Origin of the sequence: Rothia halotolerans, from assembly GCF_004136635.1 — a bacterium.
Classification (GTDB): domain Bacteria; phylum Actinomycetota; class Actinomycetes; order Actinomycetales; family Micrococcaceae; genus Rothia; species Rothia halotolerans.
The window spans coordinates 92,577-105,123 of sequence record NZ_NOIU01000004.1 but is presented as its reverse complement, the minus strand read 5'-3'; the positions used below and the strand labels follow the sequence as shown (position 1 = coordinate 105,123).

The 12,547-nt window shown below is 72.0% G+C and carries 11 protein-coding genes; 6 read left to right on the top strand and 5 right to left on the bottom strand.

Annotated elements, in window-relative coordinates; all coding sequences use genetic code 11:
* The first annotated feature begins 5 nt into the window (after positions 1 to 5).
* Positions 6 to 695: a phosphonatase-like hydrolase gene (locus EWV39_RS11680; RefSeq protein ID WP_129660381.1), complete on the top strand. Its 690-nt coding sequence runs from the start codon at positions 6 to 8 to the stop codon at positions 693 to 695.
* A 575-nt stretch (positions 696 to 1,270) separates the two neighbouring features.
* Positions 1,271 to 2,656, top strand: a complete 1,386-nt coding sequence (locus EWV39_RS11675) for an NAD-dependent succinate-semialdehyde dehydrogenase (RefSeq protein ID WP_129660378.1) — start codon at positions 1,271 to 1,273, stop codon at positions 2,654 to 2,656.
* A gap of 272 nt (positions 2,657 to 2,928) precedes the next feature.
* Here EWV39_RS11675 and EWV39_RS11670 read toward each other — a convergent pair whose 3' ends face one another.
* Complete coding sequence (locus EWV39_RS11670) at positions 2,929 to 3,456, bottom strand: hypothetical protein (protein WP_129660375.1); 528 nt, start codon at positions 3,454 to 3,456, stop codon at positions 2,929 to 2,931.
* 184 nt (positions 3,457 to 3,640) lie between these two features.
* On the opposite strand from EWV39_RS11670, the gene EWV39_RS11665 reads away from it, so the two are divergent.
* Both EWV39_RS11665 and EWV39_RS11660 read left to right on the top strand, forming a co-directional pair.
* On the top strand, positions 3,641 to 4,258 hold the full coding sequence (locus tag EWV39_RS11665; protein ID WP_129660372.1) for a DUF47 domain-containing protein: 618 nt from the start codon (positions 3,641 to 3,643) through the stop codon (positions 4,256 to 4,258).
* Between the two features lie 4 nt (positions 4,259 to 4,262).
* Entirely contained in the window at positions 4,263 to 5,273 is a 1,011-nt protein-coding gene (locus EWV39_RS11660) for an inorganic phosphate transporter (RefSeq protein WP_129660369.1), read from the top strand.
* A 119-nt stretch (positions 5,274 to 5,392) separates the two neighbouring features.
* Here EWV39_RS11660 and pstB read toward each other — a convergent pair whose 3' ends face one another.
* The 4 genes from pstB to pstS form a co-directional block, all read right to left on the bottom strand.
* Positions 5,393 to 6,172, bottom strand: a complete 780-nt coding sequence (gene pstB / locus EWV39_RS11655; protein ID WP_129660366.1) for a phosphate ABC transporter ATP-binding protein PstB — start codon at positions 6,170 to 6,172, stop codon at positions 5,393 to 5,395.
* An 87-nt stretch (positions 6,173 to 6,259) separates the two neighbouring features.
* Positions 6,260 to 7,369 (bottom strand): phosphate ABC transporter permease PstA, encoded by a 1,110-nt coding sequence (gene pstA / locus EWV39_RS11650; RefSeq protein WP_129660364.1) that lies wholly within the window; start codon positions 7,367 to 7,369, stop codon positions 6,260 to 6,262.
* Positions 7,366 to 8,349: a phosphate ABC transporter permease subunit PstC gene (gene pstC / locus EWV39_RS11645; RefSeq protein WP_129660361.1), complete on the bottom strand. Its 984-nt coding sequence runs from the start codon at positions 8,347 to 8,349 to the stop codon at positions 7,366 to 7,368. Before pstC ends, pstA begins: the two co-directional genes overlap by 4 nt.
* A gap of 105 nt (positions 8,350 to 8,454) precedes the next feature.
* Positions 8,455 to 9,558 (bottom strand): phosphate ABC transporter substrate-binding protein PstS, encoded by a 1,104-nt coding sequence (gene pstS, locus EWV39_RS11640; protein ID WP_129660358.1) that lies wholly within the window; start codon positions 9,556 to 9,558, stop codon positions 8,455 to 8,457.
* 179 nt (positions 9,559 to 9,737) lie between these two features.
* Between pstS and EWV39_RS11635 the strand changes: the two genes are divergently transcribed.
* Together EWV39_RS11635 and radA are read left to right on the top strand one after the other, a co-directional pair.
* Complete coding sequence (locus tag EWV39_RS11635; RefSeq protein ID WP_129660355.1) at positions 9,738 to 10,943, top strand: FUSC family protein; 1,206 nt, start codon at positions 9,738 to 9,740, stop codon at positions 10,941 to 10,943.
* Between the two features lie 146 nt (positions 10,944 to 11,089).
* Positions 11,090 to 12,508, top strand: coding sequence for a DNA repair protein RadA (gene radA / locus EWV39_RS11630; protein WP_129660353.1), 1,419 nt, complete (start codon positions 11,090 to 11,092; stop codon positions 12,506 to 12,508).
* The last annotated feature ends 39 nt before the right edge of the window (positions 12,509 to 12,547 follow it).

Below are 12,547 nucleotides of genomic sequence, written 5' to 3'. Positions count from 1 at the left end.
CTCTCATGCAGCACGTCGACACCTCCCGCATCGCCCTGTGCGTCTTCGACATGGCCGGCACCACCGTCGACGACGGAGGGCAGGTCTACGAGGCGCTCCGCTCCGCGGTCGAGGAGACCGGCGCGGACGTCGCCCCCGCCGACCTGCAGCGCTGGATGGGCACGGACAAGGTCACGGCCATCGCCGAGCTCATGCGCCGGGGCGGGCAGGATCCGGACCACGAGCGCGTCGGCAGGGCCTTCGAGAGGTTCCTCGAGATCCTCAAGGCCGCCTATCAGGCCCGTCCCCCTCGCCCCCTGGACGGGGTCCCCGAGGCGCTGGCGAGGCTGCGGGAGCACGGCGTCAGGGTGGCGCTGACCACCGGCTTCAACGACGAGGTGGCGAAGCCCCTGCTCGCCTCCCTCGGCTGGGACGCCTCCGTCGTCGACGCCGTGGTGACCACCGACGACGTCGCGGCGGGGCGGCCCGCGCCCTACATGATCCACCGGGCCATGGAGCGCCTCGGGGTCGATGACGTCCGCCGCGTGCTGGCCGCCGGCGATACCGCCGTGGACGTCCAGGCCGCGCGGAACTCCGGCGCCGTGGCCGTGGGCGTACTGAGCGGCGGCGCGGACCCTTCCGTCCTGGAGCGCGAGGACCATGACGCGATCCTCGAGGGGGTCCGCGAGGTGCCGGCCTATCTCGGCATCGCGTAGCCGGAGCTCCGGGAGGCACCGAGGCCTGATCCTCGGATCGCCTCGCCGGACCCCCGGGGTCCGCACCGCCCGGCCCAGCTCAGCCGGCCTCGCCCTGCTCTCAGCCGAGGCGGACGAGGTCTCGGAGAACCTCGAGGTCGATGTCCTCGGGCTGTTCACATAGGTGCAGGAGGCGCCCCGGCGGTACTTGCCGGGCCGGGCCCAGAGCTCGGGCGCGGGCTCTCCTCGGCGGGCAACCCGTAGAGCGAGAGGGCCGCCTTACGGGGGCTGAAGCCCGACCTGAAGGCGCTGCCGGACCAGCCGGAGTCGTACGTGTAGTCGTAGGAGCCGAAGCCGATCATCGACTCCCCCACACATGACGGGCTCCTCCCCCCGTGGCATCGCGCCAGAGGTTCAGCAGGAGGCGACCGTGTTCCCGCCGCCGAGCCTGCGGGAGGTTCTCGATGTACTGACGGATCCTGTCCGGTGGGACCGACGACGGAGCTCATGCCCCAGGGTAATCGTCGTCACCCCGGACGTTCAGCTCCCGGCGAGACCCGTAGATCGGCCCCCGGGCCGGGGTGTTGGGTGAGGGTATGAGCACATTCGCAGTGACCAACGCAAGCACGGGCGAGGTCGAGGAGCGCTTCGACTCGCTCACCGCCGATCAGGTTCCCGGCATCGTCGACGTCGCCCATGAGGCGCACACCTCCTGGCGCCGGACCTCCGTGAAGGAGCGGGCGAAGATCCTGGCCCGCGTCGCGGAGATCTTCGACAAGCGCGAGGAGGAGCTCGCCGGGATCATCGGCCGCGAGATGGGCAAGCGCCTTCCGGAGGGGAGGCAGGAGGTCCAGCTCGTCGTCCAGATCTTCTCCTGGTACGCCGAGCACGGCCCCGGCCTGCTCGAGGACACCCCGCTGGACCCGATGGGAGCGGACCGGACCTACGTGCGGCACGACCCGCTGGGCGTGCTGCTGGGCATCATGCCGTGGAACTTCCCCTACTACCAACTGGCCCGCTTCGCGGCCCCGAACCTGCTGGTGGGCAACGCCGTCCTGATGAAGCAGGCCGAGATCTGCCCGCTCTCCTCGCGGACCTTCGCCGACATCCTGAAGGAGGCGGGCCTGCCCGAGGGCGTATACACCAACCTGTACCTGGACACCGACGACGTCCCCCGCGTCATCGAGGACTTCCGCGTGCGCGGGGTCTCCCTGACCGGCTCGGAGCGCGCCGGCTCGAGCGTGGCCGGGCAGGCCGGCGAGCACCTCAAGAAGTCGGTCCTGGAGCTGGGCGGCAACGACCCCTTCGTCGTCCTGGACACCCACGACCTCGACGGCCTCGTCCGGCACGCGGTGGGTCTGCGCGTCTCGGTGCAGGGTCAGGTGTGCACCTCCCCCAAGCGCATCATCGTGGTGGACGAGCTCTACGATGACTTCGTGGCGAAGGCCCAGGAGGCGGTCGAGGCGCTGCGCATCGGCGCCTACGACGACCCCGACGCCGACCTCGGCCCGCTCTCCTCCGAGGCGGCCCGCGACGGCGTCGTCGAGCGGATCCAGCAGGCCGCGCGCGAGGGCGCGACCGTCCGCACCGGGGGCGAGAAGCTGGACCGCCCCGGCTGGTTCATGTCCCCCGCCCTGATCACCGACATCGACCTCGACGCCGACCTCGGCTGCAACGAGCTCTTCGGCCCGGCCGTCATGGTCTTCCGGGCCGCTGACGAGGAGGACGCGCTGCGGATCGCCAACGCCTCCCGCTACGGGCTGCAGGCCTCGGTCTGGACCGAGGACCAGGAGCGCGGCCGCCGGTTCGCCGAGCGGATGGAGGCGGGCATGGTGCACGTCAACGAGCACCTCGTCACGCAGGCCGGGCTGCCCTTCGGCGGCGTCGGCCGCTCGGGCTACGGCCGCGAGCTGGCCGAGTGGGGCCTGAAGGAGTTCACCAACGAGAAGCTGGTGCGGGTGAACCGGCAGGACTTCGGCTGATCCGGGGGAAGCACCGCGACGCCGCACGGGCGGGGCGGGGACGGGCCGAGGGGTCCGCTCCCGCCCCGCCCGCGTCGTCGGGCCCTCCCCGGGCCGTCGTCCCTCCAGGCGCTCCTGTGGGCCGAGGCATCGGCCGAGCATCCGGGGTTCTCCCCCGCGGCCCGGCCAGAGCCCGGTGCCGCCCGGACGGGGCGGGACCCGCGTTGACACGCCCCCGGCACGGGTACCAGACTGGGTGAACGGCACTGGGCTGCAGGTAGCCCCGGGCTCCATCATTTAGCCGCTACGAGCGGCCTTCCGCCGAGAGGCGCTCCCAGCCCAGTGCCACCTCTTCCTCCCGGCTCCCGGTCCTCCCCGGGCAGCTCGGCGCTCCGGCCGGGCTCCTCCCCCTCCGGGACGTCCAGGCGCGTGACCGTGACGCCCCTCTTCCCGTAGCCGCCCTTGGTGGTCCGCCAGACCTCCCCTCGGTAGGTCTCGATGAACCACGCGTGGCTCCCCCGCCCGCTGGCCTCCCGGTAGTCCCTCTTCACCTCGCGGGCGCTGCGCCGCGTGCGCCGCTCCCACTCCTCGAGCTGGTCCCGCGGGATAGCGCGGCGCACCGCGATCCCGTGGGCGGCCCTGACGAACCAGCGCTCCCTGTTCTCCGGGTGGGCGTCCGTGACGTACCAGCCGAAGTTCCCCGAGCCTCCGCCGGGCGGCCTCTTCCGCTCCCAGACGATGTCCTCCCAGTCCAGCCGGGCGGATGCCCGCTGGAGGGCGAGGATGAGCGTGTGCGCATCGCGCGGCCTCTCTGCTCCCATGGTGTCCTCGTTCCCGGCCCTGCCTGCCGCCGCCTGCGGGCGGCCCGCACCGTTCAGTGCCCAGATCGTGACACGGTCCGTGGGGTACTCCCCAGTCCGCTCCGGCGGGGCGGGCGGCGTCGTTAACCTGGGCCGGTTATCTTAGGGACTGTTCCCCCTCGGCATTCACCGGAAGGCACCTGACGTGGCGATCCGACTGTTCCCTCAGGAGACCCAGGCCCTCGAGCTGCTCTCGGACATGGCCCAGCTCGTGGTCGACCAGACCTCCGCGATCTCGCGCATGATGGGCTCCCCCGTGGAGGAGCACGAGGAGATCTTCGAGCGGGCGCTGGAGACCGAGGGGAACTCCACGGACCTGTTCTTCGCCCTGATGACCTCGGTGCGCTCGTCCTTCGTGACGCCGCTGCCGCGCAGCGACCTCTACATCCTGGCCCGGCACCTCAACACCGCGGCGGAGGACCTGACCGGCGCCACCCACGCCATCAAGATCCACTCGCTGAACCAGTTCTCCGACCGGGCCTCGGACCTGCTGGACCTGATCCAGCGCCAGGCCGCGCTGACCGCCGAGGCCATGCGGCACCTCTCCGACCTCGAGGGGCTCGACGAGTACTGGATCGAGGTACTGCGGATGTCCAAGCAGGCGGCCCGCACCTCCGAGCTCTACCAGGCGCATCTGATGGATCGCCTCAAGCCGGGCAGCTACCTGCGGAACACCCTGTTCACGGCGAAGCTCGACGCCGCCTCCCGCAGCATGCGCGGCGTGGCCACCGAGGTGGGCCGCATCCTGGTCCAGGAGTCCTGAGCCCGTGACCGTGACCCTCTTCGGGGCCTGCTGCGCCCTCCTGATGGCCTTCGCGGCGCTGGCCAGCTTCCACGACGTGCCGAACGCCGTCGCCGTCCCGGTGCGCACGCGCGCCGTCACCGCCCGCATCGGCGTCTCGCTCAGCGCCCTCTTCAACGTCCTGGGGCTGCTGCTCAGCATGATCACCCTGCCCCTGGTGGGCGACCGCTGGCTGCAGATCCCGCACTCGCAGGTGGGGCTGGGCATCCTGGCCGCGACGCTGCTGACGGTGATCGCGTGGGAGGCGATCACCTGGTGGTGGGGAATGCCCTCCTCCGCGACCCACGCCCTGGTCGGAGGCCTGCTGGGGGCGCTGTGGGCGGCGAGCGCCGTGGACCTGACCGAGGACATGTCGCTGGCCTGGACCATGCTGGGCGTGGTGTGGCTCCCGCTCCTGCTGGGGCCGGTGCTGGCCTTCGGGATCGGCTGGCTCGCGGTGGTGCCGCTGGTCCGGATCTTCCGCTACGCGAGCCCGCAGACCGTGAACCGCCGGGCCCGCTACGCCCTGACCCTCGCGCTGTCCTGCCTCTCGCTGGCCCACGGGCTGTTCTTCGGGCACCGACTGCTGGTCGTCGTCGCCATGATGTTCCTGGGGGCCGGGATCGGGTTCGACGCCGGCACCCTGTGGCTGCTGTGCATCCCGCTCGCGGCGTGCCTGGTGCTGGGCACCCTGGGGGGCGGTTGGCGGATCGGCTACACGCTGGGCAGCCGGATGGTGAAGGTGGACCCGTTCCGCGGGGCCATCGCGCAGATCACCACGACCCTGCTCGCCTTCGGCACCGGCGCGGTGACCCACGAGCCGCACTCGGCCTCCCAGCTGGCCGCCTCGGCGATGCTGGGGGCGGGCTCCAACCAGCGCTTCAACGCGGTGCGCGTGCTGACCGCCCTGCGGATCGTCGGGACCTGGCTGCTGACCATCCCGGCCTGCGCGGTGGGCGCGGCGGTGTTCCTCCTGGCCCTCTCGCCCCTGCTCTGAGCGGGGACCGGGCCGACGGCGCCGGGCGGGTCCGTCGGGCCGGGCCGGTCCGTCCGGTCCTCCTCACGCGGACGGACCGGTCAGGCGGGAGCCCCGCGTCGGCCCCGGACCTTCCGGGATCAGCCGAAGCGGCCGGAGACGTAGTCCTCGGTGGCCTGGTTCTTCGGGTTGTTGAAGATCTCCTGGGTGGGCGCGTACTCGATCAGCCTGCCGGGCTTGCCGGTGCCCGCGATGTTGAAGAACGCCGTCTTGTGGGAGACGCGGGCCGCCTGCTGCATGTTGTGGGTCACGATCACCACCGTGTACTCCTCCTGCAGCTCGCTGATGAGGTCCTCCACGGCCAGCGTCGAGATCGGGTCCAGGGCGGAGCACGGCTCGTCCATGAGGATCACGTCCGGCTTCACCGCGATGGTCCGGGCGATGCACAGGCGTTGCTGCTGCCCGCCGGACAGGCCCGAGCCGGGCTTGCCCAGCCGGTCCTTGACCTCCTCCCACAGGTTCGCCCCCCGCAGGGAGGACTCGACCAGCTCGTCCGCGGCCGAGCGGGACATCCGCCGGGAGTTCAGCTTGGCGCCGGCCAGCACGTTGTCGCGGATGGACATCGTCGGGAAGGGGTTGGGGCGCTGGAAGACCATGCCGACCTGCGAGCGCACCCGCACGGGGTCGACGCCGCGGCCGTAGAGGTCCTCGCCGTCGAGGTTCACCTTCCCCTCGACCCGGGCGCCGGGGACGACCTCGTGCATGCGGTTCAGCGTCCGCAGGAACGTGGACTTCCCGCAGCCGGAGGGGCCGATGAAGGCGGTCACCGCGCGGGGGTCGATCTGGATGTTCACGTCCTCCACGGCCAGGAAGTCGCCGTAGTACACGTTGAGGCTTTCGACGTCGATGCGCTTGGACATGTCGTTCTTTCTCTCGTCGGTGGGGCCTCCGGCGGCCGGGTCCGCCTCTGGCGGGCGCGGCGCGCGGGGCCGGGGTCCGGCTGGGTCTCAGCGCCCGGTCTTGGGGGCGAAGATCTTGGCGATCAGGCGGGCAAGGAGGTTCAGCACCATCACGATCACGATCAGGATCAGCGCCGCCGACCAGGCCCTGCCCTCGGAGATCCCGGGGTTGGTGGGCGAGGTCGGGGTGACGATCTGGTAGTAGATGTAGGTGGGCAGCGTCGTCATCCAGCCGCTGAAGGCGTTGGCGTTGATCGTGGTGACGAAGCCGGCGGTGACCAGAATGGGCGCCGTCTCGCCGATGACGCGGGCGATGGCCAGGGTGACGCCCGAGGAGATGCCGGAGATCGCCGTCGGGATGACCACCTTGGCGATGGTCCGCCACTTGCGGACCCCTAGGGCGTAGGAGGCCTCGCGCAGCTCGTTCGGCACGATCCGCAGCATCTCCTCCGCGTTGCGCACCACGGTCGGGATCATCAGCACGCTCAGCGCCACTGAGGCGATGAAGCCCATCCGCATGGAGGGGTCGTCGAAGATCTGGACGAACAGCGCCGCGGCGAACAGGCCCGCCACGATCGAGGGGATGCCGGTCATGACGTCGACCAGGAAGGTGATGATCCTGGCGATCAGCCCGGAGATCCTCCCGCCCGAGTACTCGACCAGGAAGATCGCGGTGAGCAGGCCGACCGGGACCGACATCAGGGTGGCCCAGAAGGTGACCACCAGGGTGCCGAGGATCGCGTGGTAGGCCCCGCCGTAGACCGGGGTCTCCCCCGCGGCCGCGGCGTTGTCGGTGGCGCCGGTGACCCCGCCCATCGAGGTCATCAGCATGTTGAGGTCCAGCCCCGGCAGGCCGCGGGCGAGCACCGTGTAGATGACCGAGACCAGGGGGATGAGCGCGAGCAGGAAGGCGCCGTAGACGAGGTAGCGGGCCAGGGCGTCCACGCCCTTGCGCCGCCCCTCGATCGCCCCCACCACGGCCGGTCCGGCGACGACGAAGAGCAGGCCGGCGAAGACCGCCCACAGCCCGATGCTGAAGCCCGCCAGGGAGGCGAGCGCGGCGCCCAGCACCAGTGCCCCCGCACCGACGGCGAAGGGGAGCCAGCGGGGCGCCTGCCCGCCGGCGAGCGATGATTTCCTGAGGGTCGCTGTGCTCACGAGTTGGCTCCCGAGAATTCCTTGTAGCGGCTCACCACGAAGCGGGCCAGCATGTTCACGACCAGGGTGATCAGGAAGAGCACCAGGCCGGCGGCGATCAGCTCGTTCATCCGGAAGCCGTAGGCCTCCGGGAAGTTCAGCGCGATCTCGCTGGCCACGGTCTGGTTGCCGGACTGGATGAGGGACGGGTTGAAGGGGCCGCCGGAGAGCACCAGCGTCACCGCCATGGTCTCGCCGAGCGCGCGCCCGAGGCCGAGCATGACCGAGGAGATGATGCCCGCCCGGGCGAAGGGGAAGACCGTCATCCGCACCATCTCCCAGCGGGTGGCGCCGAGGCCGAGCGCGGCCTCCTGCTGCAGCACCGGCGTCTGCTGGAAGATCTCGCGGCTCATGGAGGTGATGATCGGCAGGATCATGATCCCGAGCACGACGCTGGCGGTCAGGATCGTCTTGCCGGTCGCGCTGGCGGGCCCCGCGAAGATCGGGATGAACCCGAGGTAGGCGCCCAGCCAGTCGTAGAGGGGCACGATCCTGGGCGCCAGCACCGAGGCCCCCCACGCGCCGAAGATGATCGAGGGGATCGCCGCCAGCAGGTCGATCACGTACCCCACGGGCTTGGCCAGCCGGCGGGGGGCGTAGTGCGAGATGTACAGGGCGACCCCGACGCCGACCGGCGTCGCGATGACCAGCGCGATGGCGGCGGCGATCAGCGTCCCGGCCACCAGCGGCCAGATGTAGCTGAGGAAGCCCTCCCCGCCGTAGAACTCCTCGGCGGGGGCGCCCACCACGGGCCACGCCTGCAGGCACAGGAAGAGCGCGACGCCGGCCAGCACCACCAGGATGAGGAGGCTGGCGCCCAGCGCGAGCCCGGAGAAGGCGGCGTCCTGCCGCGGGCTTCCCGAGGGCCCGGCGCCTCGCGGCGCCCGGCGCTCCGCCGGGGCCTCCCCCGTCTCGGGCTCGGTGGGAGCGATTCGAGTCATGGTCCTCAGCTCTTCAGATCGTGGTGGACTGCGGCGTGATTCCCGCCGAGGCCGAGGCGGCCCGGACGGGAATCATGCTAGCGGGTGCGGGCGACCCGGCGGAACCTACCCGCCGGCGTTGATGGAGTCCACGGCCGTCTGCGCCTCCTGGCGGACGCTCTCGCTCAGCGGGGCGGAGCCGGCGGCCTCGGATGCCGTCTTCTGGCCGTCCTCGCTGATCACGTACCCCTCGAAGGCCTTCACCCGGTCGGCGACCTCCTGATCCTGGTACTCGGAGCAGACGATGTGGTAGGAGACCAGGACGATCGGGTACGAGCCGTCGTCCGGGGTCCGGTTCAGCTCCAGGGACATGTCGTGCTCGCCGCGGCCCTCGACGCGCTGCGCGCTCTCCAGGGCGGCCGCCGCGGAGTCCTGCGAGACCTCCACGTAGTCCTCGCCGGACTGCACGTTCACGGTGCCGAGGTCGCCCACCGCGGAGTCGTCGGCGTAGGTGATGGCGCCCTCGGTCTCCGCGGTGGCGGAGACCACGCCGGAGGTGCCCTTGTTGGCCTCGGCGGAGAACGCGCCCGGCCAGTTGCCGTCCGGTTCCTGGCCCCACGCGCCGTTCGAGGCCTCGGCCAGGTACTCGGTGAAGTTCTCGGTGGTCCCGGAGTCGTCCGCGCGGTGCACCACGGTGATCGCGGTGTCCGGGAGCTCGACGCCGTCGTTCTGCTCCGCGATGGCGGGGTCGTTCCAGCGGTCGATCTCGCCCTTGAAGACCTTGGCGATGGTCTCGCCGTCCATGTTGACGTGCTCGACGCCGGGCAGGTTGAAGGCGACCGCGATGGGCGAGACGTAGGCGGGGATGTTGATCGCCCCGTCGGTCCCGCAGGTGTCCCGGGAGGCGAGCTCCTCGTCGTCGTCCAGGTGGGCGTCGGAGCCGGCGAAGTCGGCGCCGCCGGCCAGGAAGGCCTCGCGCCCGGCCCCGGAGCCGTCCGGGGAGTACTGCATGCTGGCGCCGGAGTGCGCCTCCTGGAACCCCGTCTGCCAGGCGGTCATCGCGGCCTGCTGCGAGGAGGCCCCGACGCCGGAGACGGTGCCGGTCAGCGAGTCGCCGCCGCCGGCGGTGCCGGTCCCCTCACCGGTGGCGTCGTCGGAGCCGCACCCGGCCAGGGCGAGCGAGCCGACGGCGGCGAGGGCGGCCAGGCGGCCGATGCGAGTGATCTTCATGGAGAGCTAACCCCTTCGAGATGATGGATGCGCGCCCGGTTCTTGGCCGGACAGCTTCCAGCCTAGGAGCGGCAGGTGGCGGAGGCTCCCACTCGAGGTGAACGCGCGGTGAACTTTGCCGCCGCGGGAGCGGCGGGGGCTCGTCGAGGCCGCCGCCCGCCCCGATTACCATGAGGAGCATGGCTTCAGGAAAGGTCCGCTCGGCGGTGCGCACGGCGTCAGGTCATCTGAAGGACCGCGCCCGCATGGGCTTCAGCCGGGTCCGCGGCGGCTTCGGCCAGTCCCTGCAGATCACGGCCGCCGCCGTGGGGGCGTACTTCATCGCCGAGACCGTGCTGGGGCACACCGGCCCCCTGTTCGCCGCGACCGCCGCCATCGTCTCGCTCGGCTACGGCAACGGCTCGGCGCACCTGCGCCGGATCCTGGAGGTCTCCATCGGCTGCACGCTGGGGATCGTGGTCGGGGACGTGCTCATGTACTTCCTCGGGCGCGGGATCGGCCAGGCGGCGCTCGTGCTGCTCTTCTCGATCCTGCTCGCCCGGTTCCTGGACAACGGCACCATCTTCACCACCCAGATGGGGCTGCAGTCGGTGCTCATCGTGCTGCTGCCGCCCTCGGTGGACGGGCCCTTCGCGCGCAGCCTCGACGCCGTCGTCGGCGGCCTGTGCGCCCTGCTCATCATGGCGCTGGTGCCCAACGACCCCCGGCGCGAGCCCGTCCGGGACCTGCACCGGCTCACCGGGGAGTTCTCCACGGTGCTGCGGGAGGCGGCCAAGGCCATCGGGGACTACGACGCCGCGGAGGCCTGGCACGCGCTCTCCCGCGCCCGGCAGACCCACCCGCTGGTGACCTCGCTCGAGGGCTCCCTGCGGATGGGACGCGAGAACGCCCGGCTCACCCTGACCCGGCGGGCCACCCGGGGGGACATCGAGCGCTACGGACGCACCCTCGAGGGCCTGGACAACGCGATCCGCAACACCCGCGTGCTGACCCGGCGCATCGCCAACACCATCGACACCGTGCAGCTGCGTCCCGGCGCCGTGAAGGCCCTGAGCCGCGCCCTGGGAGAGCTGGCCGACGCCGTGGACCTGATCGGCCTGTCGCTGACCGCGGAGACGGCCGAGTCCCGGCGGGCCTTCCGGGAGCGGGCCCGGCAGGAGCTCAGCCGCACCGCGGACGGCCTCGACCCGCAGGCCATGGACGTCCGCACCTACCAGGGCGAGGCCCTGGTGATGCTGATCCGCCCGCTCACGGTGGACCTGCTGGTGGCCACCGGCATGAAGAGCGCCGAGGCCAGCCGCACGCTGGCCACCATCCGGCAGGAGCTCACCGAGGCGATGGGGACCATCGACCCGGACGAGGATCCCCGGGAGGACCGGCTCTGAAGCCCCCTGGGCCGGGCGAGTGCGCGTGCGGCTCCGTCCTCAGCGCGTGCGGCCGGCCTGAGCGCGTGGCGGCGCCGGGCCCTCGCTCCGCCGGCCTGCCCGGGGCCGTTCTTAAGTTGTCAGTGGGGCGGCCTAGGCTGGGAGACATGAGTCCCGCACGCAAGCCCGCCCGCTCCGTCAACGCCTACCGCTGCCGCGAGTGCGGCTGGACCACGGCCAAGTGGGTCGGGCGCTGCGGGGAGTGCCAGCAGTGGGGGACGATCGAGGAGATCGGCGCCGGGGCCGCCTCCGCGCGGACCAGCGCCTCGCGCAGCGTCGAGACCCCCGCCCGGCCCATCGGGGAGGTCGACGCGAGCCTGGCCAGCTCAGCCCCCACCGGGATGGCGGAGTTCGACAGGGTGCTGGGCGGCGGCCTCGTCCCCGGCGCGGTGATCCTGATGGCCGGGGAGCCCGGCGTCGGGAAGTCGACGCTGCTGCTCGACGTCGCCGCCACCTTCGCCCGCGGCGAGGGGAGGAAGCCCCACGAGGTGCTGTACGTGACCGGCGAGGAGTCCGCGGCGCAGGTGAAGCTGCGGGCGGACCGGATCGGCGCCGTCGCGGACACCCTCTACCTCGCGGCGGAGACGGACCTGGGCGCCGCCCTCGCCCACGTCGAGGCGGTCCAGCCCGGCCTGCTGATCCTCGACTCTGTGCAGACGCTGGCCAGCGCGGAGGTCGAGGGCGCGGCGGGCGGGGTGACCCAGGTCCGCGAGGTCGCCGCCTCCATCATCGCCGAGGCCAAGCGCCGCAACATGACGACGCTGCTGGTGGGCCACGTGACCAAGGAGGGCACCATCGCCGGCCCCCGGCTGCTGGAGCACCTGGTGGACGTGGTCTGCCAGTTCGAGGGGGACAAGAACTCCCGGATCAGGATGCTCCGGGCCGTGAAGAACCGCTACGGCCCCACCGACGAGGTCGGCTGCTTCGACCTGATGGAGGACGGCATCGAGGGCGTCACGGACCCCTCGGGGCTGTTCGTCTCCCGGACGCCGCACCCGGTGGCCGGGACCTGCCTGACCATCACGATGGAGGGCCGCCGCCCCCTGCTGGCCGAGGTGCAGGCGCTGCTGGACGAGTCCTCCACCGCCCAGCCCCGGCGTGCCACCGCCGGGCTGGACTCCCAGCGCACGGCGATGCTGCTGGCGGTCCTGCAGCGGCGGGCGGGGTTCAACGTGGGCAAGCTCGACTGCTACCTCTCCACGGTGGGCGGCGTGCGGCTGGCGGAGCCCGCGGCGGACCTCGCCACGGTCATGGCCCTGGCCTCGGCGGCGGAGGACAAGCCGCTGCCGCGCCGCCTGGTGGTCTTCGGCGAGGTGGGGCTCGCCGGGGAGGTGCGGGCGGTGCCCGGCATCCGGCAGCGGATCGCGGAGGTCGCCCGGCTGGGGTTCACGCACGTCTTGGTCCCGGCCTCCCCCGCCGGCGTCGGCGAGGTGCCGGAGGGGATCACCGTCAAGGAGGTCTCCTCCGTGCTCGACGCCGTGAACACCCTGTTCCCCTCCCGCTCGGCCCGCCCGGCGGCCGACTAGGCCCGCGGTGGCGCGGAGGCGGCGTCGTCGGCCCGTAGA

Bases quoted from the DNA above. Each gene is read 5' to 3' on its own strand.
- EWV39_RS11635 (WP_129660355.1), top strand. From the start codon at position 9,738: ATGGCTTCAGGAAAGGTCCGCTCGGCGGTGCGCACGGCGTCAGGTCAT.
- EWV39_RS11670 (WP_129660375.1), bottom strand. From the start codon at position 3,456: ATGGGAGCAGAGAGGCCGCGCGATGCGCACACGCTCATCCTCGCCCTC.
- pstB (WP_129660366.1), bottom strand. From the start codon at position 6,172: ATGTCCAAGCGCATCGACGTCGAAAGCCTCAACGTGTACTACGGCGAC.
- radA (WP_129660353.1), top strand. From the start codon at position 11,090: ATGAGTCCCGCACGCAAGCCCGCCCGCTCCGTCAACGCCTACCGCTGC.
- pstC (WP_129660361.1), bottom strand. From the start codon at position 8,349: ATGACTCGAATCGCTCCCACCGAGCCCGAGACGGGGGAGGCCCCGGCG.
- pstS (WP_129660358.1), bottom strand. From the start codon at position 9,558: ATGAAGATCACTCGCATCGGCCGCCTGGCCGCCCTCGCCGCCGTCGGC.
- EWV39_RS11680 (WP_129660381.1), top strand. From the start codon at position 6: ATGCAGCACGTCGACACCTCCCGCATCGCCCTGTGCGTCTTCGACATG.
- EWV39_RS11675 (WP_129660378.1), top strand. From the start codon at position 1,271: ATGAGCACATTCGCAGTGACCAACGCAAGCACGGGCGAGGTCGAGGAG.